This is a genomic window from Arenibacter algicola (assembly GCF_000733925.1).
Classification (GTDB): domain Bacteria; phylum Bacteroidota; class Bacteroidia; order Flavobacteriales; family Flavobacteriaceae; genus Arenibacter; species Arenibacter algicola.
In genome coordinates this window covers 2,664,010-2,682,896 of record NZ_JPOO01000003.1, presented here as the reverse complement: position 1 = coordinate 2,682,896, position 18,887 = coordinate 2,664,010, and the positions used below count along the sequence as shown (strand labels likewise).

Sequence of the window (18,887 nt, the reverse complement as noted above, 5' to 3'; positions counted from 1 at the left end):
CTATTTTTTATCGGGTCGGGTAGGTCTTACCTCAATCTTACTGGGCAAGGTCCTTGGATTCATGTTCAAGAGGTCTAAAACCAGCTCACCAATATCTTCTGGCTGTATCTTCCAGGCATCTTCTTTGGAAGGTTCATGACCATTAAAATTAGTGGCCACGGAACCTGGCATTATGGTAGAAACCTTAATGTCATAAGGTCTTAGATCCAACATGGCAGCTTGGGTAAAGCCTACTACTCCAAATTTGGTGGCGTTATAACCTGCACCATTGGCAAAGAAATTGGTACCGGCCAAACTTGCTACTGTAATATAATAGCCTTTGGATTTCTTCAGGGCTTCTACCGAGGCTTTTAAGGAGTGAAACACTCCGTTTAGGTTGGTGTTTACCATCTCATGCCATAGCGTGTCGGAAATTTGATCTACGGGGGCAAAATGTCCAACTCCTGCATTGGCCACCATCACATCCAATTTTCCCCACTTATCCAAAATCTTTTTAATCGCTGCTTGTTCGTCCCCAAGTTTTGATACATCCGAGGCAACGGCTAGTACCTTGTCTTCCGGGCCAAGTTCTTTGGCGGCTTTTTCGGCATTTTCCAATAGCCTGCTACTTATGGCCACTTTCATTCCCGCTTTCAACAATGTGGACGCTATCCCAAATCCTATTCCTTTGGATCCTCCTGTAATATAGGCTACTTTACCCTTCAAATCATTCATGATGTTTAGTTTTAGGTGAAATTATAATTATATGGGCAGAAAATAAAAAAGGAAGCGTTATTGTTTTCTTAAACTCGGATTATAATAGTATCCGATCGCCATGTGTTACTTGACAAAAAAAGCCAAGTTAGGCAGGGCCTCTAAGGGAGTTTATTATGCTGTAGGATTTTTTATGGAAGTTTCATTATGGGAAATCCTGAATGCTGGGAGTCCCTATAAATTAAGCTCGTTATAACTCAGTAAGGGGATGCCGATATGTTCCTCCATTTTTGCCACCAAGCTTATATGGAATATTTTCTGAAAAAAGCCTTTTTCCTCCCGCTCCAAAAGTACCAGTAAGTCGGCCCCAATGGTCTTGGCATGGGTTTTAAGTTTATCCTGGATCTTGTCAGAGAAAATTAAAGTGAAGTCTATGGCAGCTGTGTCAACCTCTTGACGAAGCATATCCTTAAACCACTCCATCTGCTCTTTTCCGGCATATTCTTTTTCAGTGGAAATATGTACTATCTGTATTTTAGCGCCAAGTGCCTTTGACATTGGGACCAATTTCTTGAGAGCCAAAATATCGGTTTCCTCAAAATCCGTAGCATACAAAATAGTTTTTATAGATTTGGCAGCAACAGTATTTGGGATAATGAGTAGGGGACACGGAACCTTTTCCTGAAGTCCCTTGCCTATATTGCCCACAAATAGACCACGGTCCGTATGCTTGTCCTTTCTCCCTATGATGATCATATCGGTTCCAAAATTCTTGGATTTTTCTAAAATGGCATCGGAAACCGAATCGTTATGGACTACGTCGACCTGTAACTTTTTGCCATCTACGGCAACGCCCAAATGCTTTTCACAATACTTGGTCAATATTTCGGTCTGCTCCTTAATTACATGGTATTCAATTTGCGCCGCTGGCCGGGAAACGGAAACCCTAATTTGTTCCATTTCATGAACATAGAGAACCATCAGTGAAGCCTTTAATTGGAGGCTTAATTGATATGCGTATTTCAATGCCGGGGAGGAGTGTTCAGTGCGATCGGAAGCGTAAAGAATTGTTTTCATGGTAACTTTATTTATAGGTTAAATCTAAAAGCTATTGCCCATAATAAATATGATATCGGTCATAAGTGGCATTACTCCTGCCTTTCGGGCAATTTGGATGGACCTATATATGATGATAAAATGCCTCTTCGGAGAGACCTTATTTTAACTAAAACCCATATTTATCTTAAAATACATGTTAACTGATCTGTATCATTTCGAAGGACAATTTTCAGTTGTATTTTAATACTTATTGGAATCTTTAAAATCTAAAACTTTATGAAAGCTATTGCAAAAATTGGTAACCTAATATCTAATAAGGACAAGATGATGATTCTTCGGAACCTGAGCCGTATTATGGATATTAGGGTAATAGACCTTGAGGTTGACACGGGAAAGCTCATTTTCCTTTACTATAGTCCAATAGCTTTGGAACAAGTAAAACAAGAACTTTGGAGGATTGGATATCCAATACGACATTTTAAATTTCTATCTACATTAAGTCCCAATTTTCAAGGTGATGGTAGTACTGAGACCGCTTTTGCCTAATTCTTTCCTTAAACTGTTTACAGGTATATTTTTCAATTTTCTCCAATACACTTCTAAACGATTCCGATAAGCCGATTATTTTTTGGTAGTTCCCTTCTGGAAAATTTAAACAATAGAAGTAGATGAAAAAGTATATTGGGATTATACTTAATTATCCACTTTGTGCAAAAATTTGAATGAAGATGATTTGTTTTGTTTTTTGATTTAGGTATGCGTTAATCTTCGATTTCTTTATTTGTCCAAAATCTTCGCAATTAGTGCCATCGAGGCTGTTATTAAGCCTTAGGAAGATTTCATGAATTCTTTTGAAAAGTCAGTTAGCCAGCTTTTGAATAATGAAACCGACGTAGAAGGTTCAGGTTTAATATCTTCTTTCATTTTCTTTGCTTGTCCAAAGAAAACGAAACAAAAGAAAAGACCCTTCTTCACTATGTGGTCCCTAAAATCTCTGGATTTTAAGGACCGATGCCATGGCCTAAATTATCTCCAAGGCTTCAATAATTCTTTACGGCCATGGCATCTCCACTACGGAAGAAGACCGACCATAAAAAGGCTTTACAGGCAATGTTCAACGGTGCCGAATTAGGCACTATGATTTATCGGTACTATTTAAGTTGACGGAACAAAAGATCGGCCTATTTTCAATTTCGTCTTAAATCAAATGGTTTCCACATGGGATGCAGGTAGCCCTTTCTTCCGCCAGGCAGGCGTCCATAGAGCATTTCACCCAAGTGAAAGCGGAATGGGAGGTGCGGCCGTGGAAAGTGCGTGGATTTAAAGAAATTTAAAATTAGCCTAGCCCTTGCTACAGCTGGCTCCTTCTAACCAAGATGCATGGTACCTTGGTTATTCGGCCCTGATCGTTTTTCGGGCGATGCAAAAAATGAACAGAACACGAACTATGGGATAGTTAATGCTATCTTTTATTAGCGCACGCACTAATTTTGAGATTTAGCCATAGTTTGGGATTAGTTCTGTAGTTGGAGAATTCTGCCCAACTATTGTTTTGATGATCGTTGTCATAAAATGGCATATATAAGAAGTTTACTTTTGGTAAAATGTGTTCGCTTTTGAAACACTTAATTACCAACAGATTTTAATTTGACAAATGCACCTTGAAAATTTTATTGATCACACCCTGTTAAGGCCAACGGCAACCGGGAAAGATATTATTCAACTTTGTACAGAGGCATTGAACTATAATTTCTATGGGGTTTGTATCAACGGATGTCATTTGCCCCTTGCAAAGGATTTGCTAAAGGATTCGAAGGTAAAGTTGGTCGCGGTGGTGGGATTTCCATTAGGGAGCATGTCCACCAAGGCGAAGGTGAATGAAGCCATGGATTATATGGAGCAGGGGGCCAATGAACTGGATATGGTATTAAATATTGGGTGGTTAAGATCTGGAGATTATATGGCGGTCCAAGAGGAAATAAGGCAAGTAAAGGAAGTTGCAGGCGATAATGTCCTAAAGGTAATTTTGGAAACTTGTTATTTAACCGATGCCGAAATCATTACAGCATGTAATCTAGCGGTAAATGCCAAAGCTGATTTTGTAAAGACTTCAACTGGTTTTGGTCCTAGGGGTGCATCTATTGAAGATGTAATTTTGATGAAGAAGGCTGCTGGAAACAAAATTAAGATAAAGGCTTCAGGAGGAATAAAAGATGCGGTTACCGTACAAAATTATATTGATTTAGGGGTAGCCAGAATAGGTACATCATCCGGAGTTGCCATAGTTGTCAACCAAAACTGAAGGATTACAACTGGTGTTACTTTGGAATTAAAATAAAAAATTCAATTTTACATGAGCACACATATTGAGGCCAAGCAAGGTGAAATTGCAGAAACCGTATTGATGCCAGGGGATCCCCTACGGGCCAAATGGATAGCAAACACCTTTCTTGAAAATCCCATCTGCTACAATCAGGTTCGTGGTATGTTGGGATATACCGGCACCTTTAAGGGCAAACGGATATCTGTTCAGGGAAGTGGTATGGGAATTCCTTCGGCGCTCATCTACTATCAAGAGCTAATAAATGATTATGGGGTGAAAAATCTAATTCGGGTAGGTACTGCCGGCTCCTATCAAAAAGAGGTGAAAATACGCGATATTGTCTTGGCAATGGCGGCTTCCACCACCTCTGGGATCAATAATTCCAGATTTATCAATGCGGATTATGCGCCGACGGCCGATTTCGACCTGCTTCTTAAGGCTGCCCTTTATGCCAAGGAAAAGGGAATTAACATTAAGGCAGGGAATGTACTTTCATCGGATGAATTTTATGAGGACGATCCGGATTTTTACAAATTGTGGGCGAAATTTGGGGTCCTTTGTGTAGAAATGGAGGCGGCCGGATTATATACCATAGCTGCCAAGTTTAATGTTAAGGCCCTTGCAATATTGACTATTTCTGATTCCTTGGTCACTGGCCAAAAATCCAATTCCATAGAAAGGGAAACTACTTTTCAGGAAATGATAGATATAGCGCTTAATATTGCTTAAGGTGGGGATAATGAAATTTTTTATTCTCTTACCTTTTTTCATGGCAATAAATAAAATCTATACTAAAAGGAAGCTGTTTTTTGGACGAATTCAAATTGGGTTAATCCACGACTTTAGCACAAATGACCTAGGTCATTTTACATTTAAAAAGATAAGACCATTTTTGTGTATATCCTAAAAACAAGAAATCATGGCACTTAATTTTAATCAGTACGCTACGGAGGGGCATACCTTCCTTAAGGATTACACTAAGCAAATGGATCTGGGCAAAGATACCGACAAAGCGGGTCGTATTTTAACCTCAGTACTTCATGCCTTAAGGGAAATAATTCCTGTGGAGGAATCCTTGCAATTTATTGCCCAGATGCCCATGTTTTTAAAGGCCGTTTATGTAAACGGATGGACCGTAAAAAAGGAGAAGCCCAAAATTAAACATATGGCCGAATTTTTGGATTTGGTTAGACAATTCGATGGGCCTGCAGCAATAAACGATTTTGAATACAGTGACGAAGTGGCTGAAGAATATGTAAACATTACATTTATTTATTTGCGAAAATATGTTTCCCAAGGAGAAATGTCCGATATCCGTGATGCTCTCCCAAAAAATCTAAAAGGGATGATCTTTAATAATTTAACATTCTAAATACCCATACCATGACCTTATTTATAGCACTTCTAGTTTATGTTCTTGTTTATCTAATATCCTTTGCTTTAAAGAAATATTCCAGAAGAGTCTGATTTTTTTTGGATGCCAATTGTTTATTATGGCTTTGGCAGAACCTACATCATTTCCATAACTTATCACCTGAACTATTAATGCTTTAACTTGACTTTGAATGAAATCAAAAACAGAACTATTTATTGAATTATGGGAAGAAGCCAGGACTCGGTTTACCAACCAATTGTCGCATTTAACCCAGGAGGATCTAAACAAAAGATTATTGCCAGCCCCCAATAGTATAGGCTTTTTAATAAGGCATATTGGCGATGTGGAACTGCTTTTTGCCAAGAATGTATTTGGAGCACAGGAAGTAAAGGTAATTGCAAAAACGGTTATTGCGCAAAAGGATACCGGAGAGTGGACCAATCTGTCCGAATTATTGGAATATGTGGAATATTCTTATCAAATGCTTAGATCGGTATTGGAGAAACAACAAGAGGAAGACTGGGAGGCCACAATTACCACCAAAGAATTTGGGACCAAGACCAAGGCGGAGGCCTTTGGTAGGATTGTATCCCACACCATTCACCATTCAGGCCAAATGGTCATTATTAAAAAGTACGGATCTTAGATTTAATCTGAAATCGGTTAACGGCAAGGCCAAGCTAGGGGAATGTAGGTTACAAGAAATTATTAACGGATTTTTTCTACAACCCTTTTTAATTTTTCGCCCACTTCATCCGCTATGTTCATTAAATCCTTATTAATTACCGCCTGCATGGATGCCAAGGGGTTTACGGCTGCAATTTCCACAAGCCCAGGCTCCTTCTCCATAACAATTACATTACAGGGCAACATGGTACCGATTTTATCTTCGGCCTGTAAGGCTTTATGCGCAAAGGGAGCGTTGCAGGCACCCAAAACCATGTAATTATAAAAATCTACATCCAATTTTTTCTTTAAGGTAGCCTTCATATCTATTTCCGTCAGCACCCCAAAGCCTTCTTCCTGCAGGGCCAATTTGGTTTTTTCCACTGCTTTTTCAAAAGGGGTATTTCCAATTGTTTTATTAAAATAGTATTCCATAATAAAATTATTTTTGCGTTTTAATATAGTAATTAATGTGCTGTTTTTTTAATCCATTTAAATCGGTCTCTGACCTAAAGAAGTTAGGGTAGTCCTTCTGTAAAAAGGACGATATACAAAAAAAAGGATTGGGATATCTATATATCCCAATCCTTAATGTCCGGGCTTGGGCAGCACTTGTGCACTTATCCGGGTCCCGAGCAACAAGCTATAAATGTAACGGCTGTGCAAGGGGGTAGGGTAATAAGGCTCAAGTGGTTACTTGTGCACCGGTTTATGGTCGCTAAGGCATTACTGCTTAGAAACTTTACTTTTATTTCTTTCAAAGAACGATTACTTTTTTACTAATACTAATATATGGTTATCATATTGGATACGAAATGACATAGATCAGTTGGGTGTTTTTTTCTTATTTCTTAATAAAGGAAGCAGGATTATTACGTTTCCTTTTTAAGTAAATTATCCTTTTCCCTGCCCCTCGACAGTCGTGGTTGGGGGTTCTAGTAGTTCAAAGAATTGATCTAGTTTGGGTAAAATGATAATTTCCGTCCTACGGTTAATCGCTCTGCCTTCAGTGGTTGCATTGGTAGTCTTGGGAAGGTATTCGGATCTTCCCCCAGCAGTCATCCTAAGGGGTTGTACCCCAAATTTAGTTTGCATTAATCGTACAATGGAGGTCGCTCTTTTTACACTTAAATCCCAGTTATCTGTCATACAGTCTGTAGAAATAGGGACATTGTCGGTATGGCCTTCGACCAAAATATCCAGATCCTTATGGTCATTTATAATCTTGGCTATTTTGCCAATAACTTCTTCTGCTCTGTTACTTATGTTATAACTTCCAGAACGGAAAAGCATTTTGTCCGAGATAGAGACATAGACCACTCCTTTTTTCACCTCAATATTTATATCCTCATCCTCAAAATTGTCCAAGGACCTTTTTAAGTTCATTACCAATACCAGATTAATAGAGTCTTTTCGCTGCATGTTACTGGTAAGGTCCTTTATGTATTTATTCTGCTCGTTTAGGGCTTCCAAAGATTTTTTTATGCTTTCCGCTCCGGATTTGCTCACTACGGATAGATCTGAAAGTCGGGCCAAAAGGTCCGTATTGGTACTTTTAAAGTATTCCATTTGTTGCTCCAAGGATTTGGATCTGTTTTTCTCATTGGCCAATCCGGCTTCCAGTAAATTAATTTGGTTCTTGCTGGTATTTAATTCATTCTCACAATTTACTGCCCGGTCTTGCATAGCAGTATACTTTTTTTGGCTTACACAGGAAGTAAAAAGTGTAAGTGCCAATACATAAATAAATAGTGTTTTCATAGTCATAAGTTTATTGGATAATAGTAGTCCCCTAAAGAAAGTCACAATTCAATAGGTATCAAATGATAAATATCATGTAGGACATTGGTTTATAAGTTTTTAGAGTTTGGTATTCCTTGTTCCAAACACTTCATCAGTTTGGTTGCCTGAACTGGATCTACCTATTGTTAAACTTATAAATGTGGGTTGTATGCATAACTGACAATGGTCATAGGGTGGTGCAGGGTTAAGGTATAGCTTTATAATCCTTAGCAGGAATTATAAGTTCTGTCCAAAACCCTTTTCAAGAGGGTTAAAGATACGTTCTATTTGTACTTTTCCTTCTTAAGGGTGGTATTTTAAAAGATAGAATTCTATGAAAAAATTTAGAAAGATAATTTTTGTGTTATTGTCGATTGCTGCGGTCTTCTTGGTGTTTATGTTTTGGTATCAAAATGAATACGCTATGGACCAGGCCCAGGAGTACGAGGTAAATACTCCCGGGGAGAATTCCAGATTGCTCGTGGCTACACAGGGGAGTGAATTTAAAAATACGATTACTACCGCCATTGTGGATTATTACAAAACGGAGGCAGTGTATATCAAGGTAATAGATGTTTCCGCTTTGGTGGGTGTAAATCCTACCAATTACGATGCCCTATTGGTAATCCACACCTGGGAGAATTGGAAGCCACCTTCTTCCGTTAAATCGTTTATGGACAGAACCACTGATTATAGGGACAAGATGGTTGTCCTGACTACCTCTGGCGAAGGATCCTACAAAATGGAAGGGATTGATGCCTTTACTGGAGAATCTATTTTGGAGGAAATTCCCAACCACGTAGGTGAAATTATTAAAAAATTAAATCCCTTACTGAAGTTGTAAATGTTGCGATACAGTTTCTTGTCATAGGATTTATAATACTGATGAATGGTTATGTATAATTTAAAAAACTTCAATATTGCCGATTGGTTTTCCTTTTATCGCATTATGGCCGTACCCCTATTACTTGCTTTAATTTGGTACGGTGAACGGGAATGGTTTAGTTGGATGCTCCTTATAAGCTACTCTACCGATGCCATAGATGGGTTTTTGGCCAGGAGATTAAAAATTTCGAGCGCTAGGGGATCGCAGTTGGATTCTTTGGGAGATCAGGTAACCCTTATTATTGGATTGATAGGTCTTATCTTTTTTGAAAATAATTTCATCATGGAAAACTTACTTCTAATAATTATTGCATTTGTACCATACTTGATTCAGATGTCCATTGCTTTTGCGAAATACGGTAAGGCCACAGCCTTTCATACCTATTTGGCCAAATTATCTGCCATTACCCAAGGGATATTTATTTTATGGCTGTTGTTTTTTGGACCGGTATATTGGCTGTTTTATGCCATGATAGTTTTGGGGGTACTGGAAACTGTTGAGGAAATTACTCTTATCTTTATGTATGATAACTGGGTAGAGGATGTAAAAGGTTATTTCTGGGCGTTGAAGGATAAAAGACGGCTTGCGAATAACAATAACCAATAGCAAAACCCCTTTTAATGCGATCCTACACTTTTTTTGCAATAGTCCTTTTATGTTTGGCCATTTTATTGATCGATGCCTTGGCTTTCTACTGGCTGAAATCTATCATGGAGCCTATTGAACCGACCATCATTAAGAATACTATTTTTATCGCCTTTTGGTTTTTTACCATCGGACTCATTATATCTATTTTGGTGTTGAAAATTAGATTGGAAAGTATATCACCTTATAGAAAGCAACTTCTTATATCATCCTTATATGGACTAACGGTTTCCTCCTTTATTCCCAAGTTGATCTTTGTAGTGGTTATTTCTACACTTTATTTCTCAAATTTTTTGATCTCAGGGGAGAAATCCTTGCTCATCATTCCTTTAGTAGGTGTTTTTTTTGGATTTTTACCATTCTTCGTTATTGTGTATGCCGTATTCAGGGCCGTATACAGATTTAAGGTACATCAGGTTGTTGTAAAATCTGATTTGCTTCCGCAAAATTTTAACGGATTGCGAATAGTTCAAATATCAGATCTTCACCTGGGCAGTTTCAATTATCGCTATCATATATTGCACCGTGCCATCAATACCATAAATAGTTTAAAGCCCGATTTTATTTTTTTTACTGGCGATTTGGTCAACAATTATGCTTGGGAATTAAACGGATGGGAGGATGTATTAAAGTCTCTGACCGCCCAACAGGGAAAATATTCGGTTTTGGGAAATCATGATTATGGGGACTATAGTAAATGGGAATCCGAAGAGGAGAGAAACAGCAATTTTGCGGATATTAAAGATTTTCATGCCCAAATTGGGTTTAAGCTTTTGCTGAATGAAGCCGAATGTATTGAGAATAAAGGTGATAAAATTGCAATTGTGGGAGTGGAAAACTGGGGGAATCCACCCTTTAAACAATACGGGAACCTTCAACAATCCTTGCAGGGAGTAGAGGATGTAGGGTTTAAAATTTTATTGTCGCACGACCCCTCGCATTGGAGCGAGGAAGTGGTGAATAAGACCAATATAGCGCTTACGCTCTCAGGGCATACGCATGGTATGCAGGCGGGAATCAACATTAAAAATAAAGAATGGAGTCCCATAAAATACAAATACAAACATTGGGCAGGACTATATCGATTGGGCCATCAATTTCTATATGTAAGCCGTGGATTGGGGTGGATGGGATTTCCTGGCCGATTGGGCATGCGTCCGGAAATTACCTTTATAGAGCTTGAGAAAGAATAGTGGGATTATTTTGTTTTCCATCTACCTGTTTCAAAGTATAACTGCCTTCAAAGTACTTATAGATCATTTTTTTTCCAGCTTCTTTTTTTCCTCTTTTTCCTTCTTTTTGAAGTAGCGGCGGGTGAGAAAGTTATGCTTTAAGGCTTCCGTAACCTCGTTGAAATTTTTGACTCCCTCTGTGATGTTTTCCATGCTGGTTTCCAATTGACCAACCAATACGGTGTCTGTGGCCAAATAATTAATGGCTCCCTTCCCTGTTTTAATATCCCCGATGACCGAATTTAAGTCCTTGGACATTTTTTCGATTTCTATGCTGGAATTTTCTAGATGGGATATAATATTGCTCATTTTATCACCTGTAACGGAGTCCTTTAAGAGAACACCGGCAGTACTATTATCAAAATCCAACTGCTTTACAATCTGGTTTATCTCTGCGATCATTATATTGGCCTCATTACTGGTATGTTTCAAATTGGTAATGGTTTGGTGCAATTCCTTGGCCATAAGGGAATCATTCAACAACCTGCCAAAGGTGCCTTTTCCTTGGGTCAGGGATCTAGTTACCTTCAGCAGGTCTTCTGTCAACAATGCGGCATTTTCATTGGTTTGGTTAAGGGTGTTCAACATATCTTGGGTAGCCACCCTACTAAAGGATTGTAATTCGTCCCCTGGGCCAATGTGGGTTGTCTTTCCTTCCCCGGGAACAATATTGATCAGCATACTGCCCACAAGTCCATCTGAGCCAATCGTGGCAACGGCATCTTTTTTAATGTGATTTTGCATTTTTTCCTCAATGATCATGTGCACCCGAATGGTGGTATCGTTGATCATTTCAATCTTGTTCACTGTGCCCACATTTATACCTGAGAAGCGTACGTTATTCCCATTTTGAAGTCCGTTTGCATTTTTGAAAATTGCGGTTATGGGAATGGTCTTTCCAAACATATTTTGTCTGTTCCCAATTAAATAGGCGGCAACTACGAGTAGTGCCGTGCCGAGGACGACGAATATTCCAAGTTTCAAATTTTCTAGTTTTGTCTTTGCCATGATCTTATTTTTTAAAAAACGCATCTACTTTTGGATCAGTGGATTTTGATAATTCTGAATAGGTACCTTCGGCATAATTAATACCATCTACCAAGAGTATCATTCGCTCCGAAATTACCCGGGCACAATCTACATCATGGGTAATAATCAGGGAGGAAGTGCCGTATTTCTTTTGTATGGAACGCATTAATTCTATAATCTCCTTAGAGGTAATGGGGTCCAGGCCACTGGTAGGTTCATCATAGAGGATTACCTTTGGTTTTAGGATAAGGGTGCGGGCCAAGGCCACCCTTCTTTTCATACCCCCGGATAATTCAACGGGCATTAGATCCATGGTATGGGCCAATCCAACATTTTCAAGTGCTTCCCGCACTAGCGGTTCAGTATCCGTAACTACTCCCAATTTTTCTTTGTGCCTGCGCATGGGAAATTCCAAATTTTCACGTACCGTCATGGAATCATATAGCGCACTTCCCTGAAAGAGAAATCCGATATCCGAACGCAATTCATCCAGGGTTTCCTGGTCCAAAGCGTTTATTTCCTTACCCAGAACTTTAACCGTTCCCCTATCTGGTTTTACCAGGCCAACTAGGCATTTTATCATTACCGATTTCCCGGAGCCCGATTTCCCCATGACCACTAGGTTTTCCCCTTCCATTAGGGTCATATTAAATCCGTTCAAAACATGATTGTCCCCAAAACTTTTATAAAGGTCCTTGATCTCTATAACCGCCTTTCCGCCTTGGGCAGATTCATTTGAAGTTGTTATTTGGTCTTGGTCCGTCATATTAAAGTTCATAAAAAATATCGGAAATAAATACCGCTATAAAATCTATCACAAACAGAAGTAAGGATGCCATGACCACTGCGGTATTGGCCGCTACCCCTACGCCTGCAGTTCCTTTTTTGGAATAATAGCCTTTATAACAGCCCACCAATCCTATGGCAAAGCCAAAAAAGAACGATTTTATGGTGGCCGGTACCAGATCACTAAAGGACAAGGCATCGAATACGGTATTAAAATAAAGTTGAAAGGAAACGTCCCCTTTTAAATTCTCTACAAGTGCGGATCCGTATAGGGCTACCAAATCTCCGTATATCACTAAAATGGGGAGCATTAAAGTGGTGGCCATTATCCGTGTTATTACCAAATACTTAAATGGGTTGGTCCCCGAGACTTCCATGGCATCAATTTGTTCGGTAACCCGCATGGAACCTAATTCGGCCCCTATCCCTGATGCAATTCGGCCCGCGCAGATGAGCGCGGTAATTACAGGTCCTATTTCCCTTACTATAGATATCCCGACCATATTCGGCATCCAGGAAACAGCTCCAAATTGAATCAGGGTGGGTCTAGATTGTAGGGTAAGTACCAGTCCAATGATAAAGCCCGTTACGGTTACTAGGATAAGGGACCTATTTCCCATCTGATAGCATTGGCGCAATAGTTCCTTAAACTCGAAAGGAGGTTTTAAGACCTCCTTAAAAAATCGGGCAGCGAAATGGGAGAGATCTCCTATCTCAATGAAAAATTCCTTCACCCCTTTAAATAATGTAGATGTGTTGCCCATACCCAAATCCCTTTGTAGGGGTCTATTTCATCAAAGATAGTATGAAAGTAAAGGGCTTAAAATGAGGAATGTCATATATAGGGGTGGTGACCGTTGTCATTTTATATTCCTTGGAACCGTATTAGTTTTGGTTAAAATAACACCAAATTTTACCAATATGATTAAATCGAAAGTGATCCTTCTCCATATATTAGTTCTTTTGATGGTTTCCTGTAATGTTAATCGACCTATTTCCCCAAAAAACCCATCTGTAGAAAATCCTCTCTCTATTCAGCAACATCTTGTAGAGAAAAATAGTATTCCAAAGAAAGCCAAACCGCAGATGGCAAATGTTGCTCGGGATATTAGGGTGGCCAATTATTTTGATTTTATGGATGGTTTGGCCAAGAAATATGATTCCTTAGTACCTTATGCCTTGACCGAACATGTGCTGGTTCGTGCCAATCCTTGGATAATGGATACTTTGGCCAATACGGATTATTATAGGCAAATGGCAAAAGATTCCTTTGTTTATGATCAACGGAAAATGATTGTACTACGGAGCAATGATTCCTTGTTGATACCGGATGCCGAAACGGGGCAGCAACTTATCAAGGATATGGAAAATACCTTGATAGATATAAATATTCCCGAATATAGACTCCGCATTTATCAAGATTCCTTGTTGTTATATACCTTCCCTATAAGGGTTGGGCAGGATAGAAAAAGGTATTTGGCCATGGGAGATCGCGTAACAGATCTAAGGACCAAGACAGGAAAAGGCAAGATTGTAAGGTTGGAGCGGAATCCCAGTTTTTATAATCCTGTGACCGGTAAGCGGTTTTATGTGACCAGAAGGGATGACAAAAAAACGACCATAATGCCTGTAATTCCATGGATAGAAACAGAAATTAATGGCATTCGCAACGGGCAAATGATACATCCCACTACCAATCCGGAAACCTTGGGCAAGGCATCTTCCAATGGATGTATTGGGGTTGCCGAGGCAGATGCCTGGATTATTTATTACCATGCCCCCTTAAATACCCAAGTCCAAATACGCTATGATCTGGATATTTTGGATGAAAATGGGGAAGTACAGAAATTGAAGGACATCTATAACTATCAATAGCCTACCTAATCTATTGTGAAATGACTATTTTTGGCTTACTGCGGATTTTTCAAATAAAAATTTTGAGCTTCAAATAGTTTCTTATGAGTGAATTAAAGGATTTTCAAAAGTTGGTTATCGCCAATGCTTCTGAAGTAAAAGGGCTTTCTAAGGGAGATAGGGCGCCTGATTTTAGTCTGCCCAATGCATTTGGTAAAAAAATATTATTATCCCAAGCCTTAAAATCAGGAATAGTGATCATAAAGTTCTATCGAGGGGAATGGTGCCCTATTTGCAATTTGGATCTTAGGGCAATTCAGCAACATCTACCACAAATCAGGTCTTTAGGAGCCTCCTTAATTGCTATTAGCCCGCAGAGACCAGATGATGCGCTAACGGCTATTCAAAAAAATGAACTCGAATATGAGGTGCTAAGTGACGCAGATCAGGAAGTGATAAAAGCGTACAACCTTCAGTTTGATCCGGGGGAGGATTATCACCAGCGGCGGGATTTATCCGTTTTGAACGGTGGGGGTTTAAAAACCTTACCAGTTCCGGCTACGTTCATAGTAAACACTGACCAAATTATTGAAGCAGCCCATGTTGAGGCCAATTATACCGAAAGGATGGGCCCAATAGAAATAATAGAGGTGCTTAAGGGGATGGGTAACAAAGCGTAGCTGGGACATAAAAGTTTAATGCCTTCTTTATTCCTGTAAATAGAGAGGTTAAATTTAAGTTCAGACCACGGCCAATTGTAGTGTATTAGGATTTATTAAATATTGTCAATGGCGATTTGATTTTATGTACCCAAACTTCCTGAATTGAACTACCACAGGATTATTACACTAAATACGGTCTCAAAGAAATAGTTAAATGCCTGATAGGTAAGAGTCGACTTTTTTTAACTCGCTTAACCTGTGCTGCTTCCCCTAAAGAAAATGAATACGTAATTGACTTCGCACAATAATTTGGACAAAGGATTTCAAGGAAAATCAATGGGAGGTAATCTAGTCGAGACGGTTAGCAAAGAAATAGGGGCAAACTTAAACAACGATTAATTTGGGGTGGATAGTCTTGTTAAAGATTTGGCAATGAGTCGATCTGGATAATGATCAAATGTTGATTGTAAATTGAAATAGGAGTCCGATCCTTACAATAAAACAATCGACATTGGAATTATCATTGGACCTATAAAGGCTTATACGTCCAAAACAATTCATAACCCACTTCGATTTAGCTACCGATAAAAACAAAGGAGTGTACTTGTAAATGCTGTAACTGTTATTCGCATTGTTTTACTGTCACTATTCACATAGCTAGACATAGTTTTGGTCAAATTGCTGGCGATACAGTTCCCTTGCAACTTTTGCAATAATTATATAGACACTCATCAGTAACAACAACAATGATGTGTCAATCCAGCTTTATAAGCACCGAAACTGATAGAGCCCCTGAAAATATTGTGAATTTTTGATTCAACTACCTGAAATATCGACACAACTCTTTATTGGTGGGATGTGATATGTAACAGATACTAGGCTAACTTTGTTTGGTCACAATCTTACTATAAGAATCTTACCAAATCCCTTCCACCATTTAGTACCCGAACAATTCTAATATTATTCTCTAATATTCTATAAAATATTATGTGGGAAACGTAAGGGAGGCTAAATAGTCCTTCCTTAATTTCATTCCGTTTTTTGCCAATACCTGGGTTTTCTGCCAAGAGCACAAAGTGTTCTTCCATTTGAATTAAATAAGATATCGCTTGGGCCTTGCCAAATTTGTATTCTCCAAATTCAAAGATTTCCTCGATGTCGTTTTCTGCCTCTTGCGAAAGAACGTATTTGGACATTAGGCTTTTCTCTTTGAAGCTATAATTTCTTGCATGGATCTTTGGCTATCAGGACCGTCCCAACCTTTTTCGATTTCCATTCTTAAATCTCGAATTACTTTTTCCCGATATATGCTATGAAGTCTTAGGGCGTCTCTAATAACTTCACTGTTGTTTTGGTATTCCCCGGATTGAACCTGTTTAGAGATATACTCTTCCTGCTTCTTTGTGAAACTAATATTCATGATTTATATTTTTTAAAGTAAAGGTAAAAAAATTTATCCATATATATCAAAAATGGACAATATAGGTTTTGATTTCACATTGATTTAATTGTGCTAAACTCCCCAAATCTTATAAAAACTTTGCGCGTGGATGCTGTCCATTATTTTGTTGCAAGTCCAATACCACATTTAACATATTGTCGTACTTTCCTTTCAGCTGTAGATCAGATAGTCGTAGAATATTTTTTGGCCTCCCTTAGCTTGTAAGGTCGATAGGCCTGACCCCTATTATCATGAGCTTGTAATTTTGGAGGTGTCTACCTTGTAATCACTCTCAATATAGCTTGCAGACAAAATACTATTTTGCATTAGCCAGTCGTTCAGCATCTTCTTTTCAAAGAAGATCAGTTTCCCGTTGGGCTTGGAATGTGGGATCTTTCCAGCAGCGGAGAGTTTGTACAGATAACTTCTGGAAATACCGGTATTGTCACAGGTTTCCTCAAAGGTCAGTACCTCTTTATGGACCGTCATGAGCCTTTCCAGACGATCCAGTCGTTCGAGTATAAAAATAATGTCCATTTTGTTTCTTTTTTAGGGTTACAGAATGAACAAAAGCGCTTTTGTTTTCCTACAGTATTATAATTGGGATAAATGTATAAAACTGGGCAAGGAAAGAAAGCGGAAAACGAAAATAGTTATTCATAACTAATGGATATACAGCAATCTATAACAACCAGCAACAATTAATTTTGCATTTGACCTTATATAATTTTATTTGGCATCATTTGATATCAAATGATGCCAAACAAAATCATTGTACAAATGACCATTTATTTGATTTTTCTTTGTTATTAACAATAAAATTAGAAGGGCTATGTATATAATGGCTCAAAAAATGCAGATTTCTTTTGTTTTATTTCCCATAATTGTAATCGTGCCCTAATGCTTTTTATGAAATAGTCTCCTGAAATATAATTTTAAGGTCTTAATTTTCGTAGGGGACTTTTGGAAGCAAAACTTGAAGATAGTTTAGCAATCTTCTGAATAATGTAGACCCTTAAAAGGTTCGTTTTAAGGGATAGGCACTTTGCTAGGTGTTGTGTGCTTGTACTTTTACTTCTCGGTAACAGTCAGTTCCTTCGGAATCAACTTTTCAATGTAAGCTGTTTCACAACCGAGTTTTCATCATCGTCGAATACGCATCATTTATGTGAAACTGATAAAGGATGAGATTTATCAAACGCCCTTTCCAACCTCTTTTCTTATGCTTCATTTATGACAGATATCCTTTATGGGATTCTTTCTTAGGGTGGGAGCATATTGACCGGCTTACCCAGGTCTGTAAGCCGACTATGTCATTTACCCCCAGAAACTAAGGACGCGTCACAGACTAAATCCGCAATACCTCATCCATTGGATATGTCTGCATATGACATGGATTCAATCTCTTTAGGTGCTCAATATCCCGGGAAGGTGGGCAAATAGCAAAAATTTAGTCGTGGTGTTCCGTTTTGTGTTTCATCGGATTATCTATCTTCAGCATCTTTGAGACGAAGAAATCGTGAGGCATTGTTATAAAAGATATCGCGCTTTTGCTCCTGGGTTAAAAAGGGTGCTTTTTCAATGGCCTCGATGGCTGCCTCGATCTTTTCTGGCCATACCATTTGGTCGGAACCAAACATCAATCGCTTTCCTAGGCCGGCCCGTACTAGCGCTTTTAGATAGTCATAAAAGGCGGTGCGGGGAATTACCCATGTTATCGTAGATATATCCGCGTAAAGCTGTGGATACTGGTACATCATCGCAATAATTTCATCACGATAGGGATAGCCGGCATTTTCAACAAAAAGGCGGAGTTTTGGATGGCGGACCAGCACCTCCTCTAGCAGCAGGGGGCTGCCCGCAGCAGAACTAAAGTGGGGAGTATATGGCCCGATTCCTAGGGTGTGGATTAGCACGGGCAGGTCGAGCGATTCCGCCAGCTTAAAGTAGGGTGCCAAGGCCGGGTCGTTCGGATGTATGCCCATGAGTTGCGTTCCGATTTCACCCATGCCGCCGAAACGCCCGGAAGCGTAGGCCTGTTTGAGGCTCTCTAGGTCAGAGGTTCCAGGACTCAGAATAAATGGGGATGCAATAAATCGGCCCGGAGCTGCCTTGTCCCAATTCTGCACGGCTGCCAAATCGACTCCGCTAAGAAAAGCTTTGACAATATTATAGCGGTTCATAACTTCCAAAGTTTTCTCCAGCAACTCGCCGGGATCAACGGTTGCATGGCCACTGCCTTGACAGGGTTCCGGACGACAGAAGGCCGGAATCCCGGGAGGTACCTCCTCAGGAAGTCCGGTGTGCATATGCATGTCAATGAGAGGAGGCCGTTCCTGATGGCCCGTATAATTTTGTGAATGGGTGAACCAGCCCATTGAAACGATAGATAAAATTGTCATTAAATTTTTCATGATGTTGAATTTTTCCTGTTGTTGGGTATCCTTTTCCTAG

21 protein-coding genes are annotated in these 18,887 nt (G+C 39.2%); 10 read left to right on the top strand and 11 right to left on the bottom strand.

All coding sequences use genetic code 11. From position 1 onward, the window contains the following. Together U735_RS0122205 and U735_RS0122200 are read right to left on the bottom strand one after the other, a co-directional pair. On the bottom strand, positions 1–714 hold the full coding sequence (locus tag U735_RS0122205) for an SDR family oxidoreductase (protein WP_031445919.1): 714 nt from the start codon (positions 712–714) through the stop codon (positions 1–3). Between the two features lie 213 nt (positions 715–927). Next, a complete protein-coding gene (locus tag U735_RS0122200) occupies positions 928–1,770 on the bottom strand; it encodes a universal stress protein (RefSeq protein WP_031445918.1) in 843 nt (280 codons plus the stop codon). A gap of 258 nt (positions 1,771–2,028) precedes the next feature. Between U735_RS0122200 and U735_RS0122195 the strand changes: the two genes are divergently transcribed. From U735_RS0122195 to U735_RS0122170, 5 genes are all read left to right on the top strand, one after another. Further along, entirely contained in the window at positions 2,029–2,298 is a 270-nt protein-coding gene (locus U735_RS0122195) for a hypothetical protein (protein ID WP_031445917.1), read from the top strand. 1,108 nt (positions 2,299–3,406) lie between these two features. Beyond that, entirely contained in the window at positions 3,407–4,054 is a 648-nt protein-coding gene (gene deoC, locus U735_RS0122185; RefSeq protein ID WP_031445916.1) for a deoxyribose-phosphate aldolase, read from the top strand. 51 nt (positions 4,055–4,105) lie between these two features. Next, a complete protein-coding gene (deoD, locus tag U735_RS0122180) occupies positions 4,106–4,804 on the top strand; it encodes a purine-nucleoside phosphorylase (protein ID WP_031445915.1) in 699 nt (232 codons plus the stop codon). 190 nt (positions 4,805–4,994) lie between these two features. Continuing rightward, positions 4,995–5,447, top strand: coding sequence for a DUF2267 domain-containing protein (locus tag U735_RS0122175; RefSeq protein WP_031445914.1), 453 nt, complete (start codon positions 4,995–4,997; stop codon positions 5,445–5,447). A 193-nt stretch (positions 5,448–5,640) separates the two neighbouring features. Then, positions 5,641–6,096, top strand: coding sequence for a DinB family protein (locus U735_RS0122170; protein ID WP_031445913.1), 456 nt, complete (start codon positions 5,641–5,643; stop codon positions 6,094–6,096). A gap of 62 nt (positions 6,097–6,158) precedes the next feature. On the opposite strand, the gene U735_RS0122165 is transcribed toward U735_RS0122170, so the two are convergent. Both U735_RS0122165 and U735_RS0122160 read right to left on the bottom strand, forming a co-directional pair. Then, on the bottom strand, positions 6,159–6,551 hold the full coding sequence (locus U735_RS0122165) for a DUF302 domain-containing protein (RefSeq protein ID WP_031445912.1): 393 nt from the start codon (positions 6,549–6,551) through the stop codon (positions 6,159–6,161). Positions 6,552–7,010: 459 nt separating this feature from the next. Next, on the bottom strand, positions 7,011–7,877 hold the full coding sequence (locus tag U735_RS0122160; protein WP_031445911.1) for an OmpA/MotB family protein: 867 nt from the start codon (positions 7,875–7,877) through the stop codon (positions 7,011–7,013). A gap of 355 nt (positions 7,878–8,232) precedes the next feature. Between U735_RS0122160 and U735_RS0122155 the strand changes: the two genes are divergently transcribed. Genes U735_RS0122155 through U735_RS0122145 form a run of 3 tightly spaced genes read left to right on the top strand, consistent with a single transcriptional unit; the run spans position 8,233 to position 10,622 of the window. Next, complete coding sequence (locus tag U735_RS0122155) at positions 8,233–8,742, top strand: hypothetical protein (protein WP_031445910.1); 510 nt, start codon at positions 8,233–8,235, stop codon at positions 8,740–8,742. Between the two features lie 51 nt (positions 8,743–8,793). After that, positions 8,794–9,390, top strand: coding sequence for a CDP-alcohol phosphatidyltransferase family protein (locus U735_RS0122150; protein WP_031445909.1), 597 nt, complete (start codon positions 8,794–8,796; stop codon positions 9,388–9,390). Between the two features lie 14 nt (positions 9,391–9,404). Then, entirely contained in the window at positions 9,405–10,622 is a 1,218-nt protein-coding gene (locus tag U735_RS0122145) for a metallophosphoesterase (protein ID WP_031445908.1), read from the top strand. Positions 10,623–10,685: 63 nt separating this feature from the next. On the opposite strand, the gene U735_RS0122140 is transcribed toward U735_RS0122145, so the two are convergent. From U735_RS0122140 to U735_RS0122130, 3 genes are read right to left on the bottom strand one after another with little or no spacing between them, the layout of a single operon-like run. Then, positions 10,686–11,669, bottom strand: coding sequence for an MlaD family protein (locus tag U735_RS0122140; protein ID WP_031445907.1), 984 nt, complete (start codon positions 11,667–11,669; stop codon positions 10,686–10,688). Positions 11,670–11,673: 4 nt separating this feature from the next. Continuing rightward, positions 11,674–12,456: an ABC transporter ATP-binding protein gene (locus tag U735_RS0122135; protein ID WP_031445906.1), complete on the bottom strand. Its 783-nt coding sequence runs from the start codon at positions 12,454–12,456 to the stop codon at positions 11,674–11,676. Position 12,457: 1 nt separating this feature from the next. Continuing rightward, positions 12,458–13,240: an MlaE family ABC transporter permease gene (locus U735_RS0122130; protein WP_031445905.1), complete on the bottom strand. Its 783-nt coding sequence runs from the start codon at positions 13,238–13,240 to the stop codon at positions 12,458–12,460. A gap of 157 nt (positions 13,241–13,397) precedes the next feature. Here U735_RS0122130 and U735_RS0122125 point away from each other — a divergent pair, with 157 nt between their 5' ends. After that, positions 13,398–14,351, top strand: coding sequence for a L,D-transpeptidase (locus U735_RS0122125; protein ID WP_034248876.1), 954 nt, complete (start codon positions 13,398–13,400; stop codon positions 14,349–14,351). Positions 14,352–14,434: 83 nt separating this feature from the next. After that, positions 14,435–15,010: a peroxiredoxin-like family protein gene (locus tag U735_RS0122120; RefSeq protein WP_051892292.1), complete on the top strand. Its 576-nt coding sequence runs from the start codon at positions 14,435–14,437 to the stop codon at positions 15,008–15,010. Between the two features lie 887 nt (positions 15,011–15,897). On the opposite strand, the gene U735_RS0122115 is transcribed toward U735_RS0122120, so the two are convergent. From U735_RS0122115 to U735_RS0122100, 4 genes are all read right to left on the bottom strand, one after another. Then, a complete protein-coding gene (locus U735_RS0122115) occupies positions 15,898–16,188 on the bottom strand; it encodes a type II toxin-antitoxin system RelE/ParE family toxin (RefSeq protein ID WP_031445902.1) in 291 nt (96 codons plus the stop codon). Beyond that, entirely contained in the window at positions 16,188–16,412 is a 225-nt protein-coding gene (locus U735_RS0122110; RefSeq protein ID WP_031445901.1) for a type II toxin-antitoxin system ParD family antitoxin, read from the bottom strand. Before U735_RS0122110 ends, U735_RS0122115 begins: the two co-directional genes overlap by 1 nt. Before the next feature lie 270 nt (positions 16,413–16,682). Then, entirely contained in the window at positions 16,683–16,970 is a 288-nt protein-coding gene (locus U735_RS0122105; protein ID WP_031445900.1) for a helix-turn-helix domain-containing protein, read from the bottom strand. Positions 16,971–17,917: 947 nt separating this feature from the next. After that, positions 17,918–18,847 (bottom strand): amidohydrolase family protein, encoded by a 930-nt coding sequence (locus U735_RS0122100; RefSeq protein ID WP_083260585.1) that lies wholly within the window; start codon positions 18,845–18,847, stop codon positions 17,918–17,920. Positions 18,848–18,887: the final 40 nt, after the last annotated feature.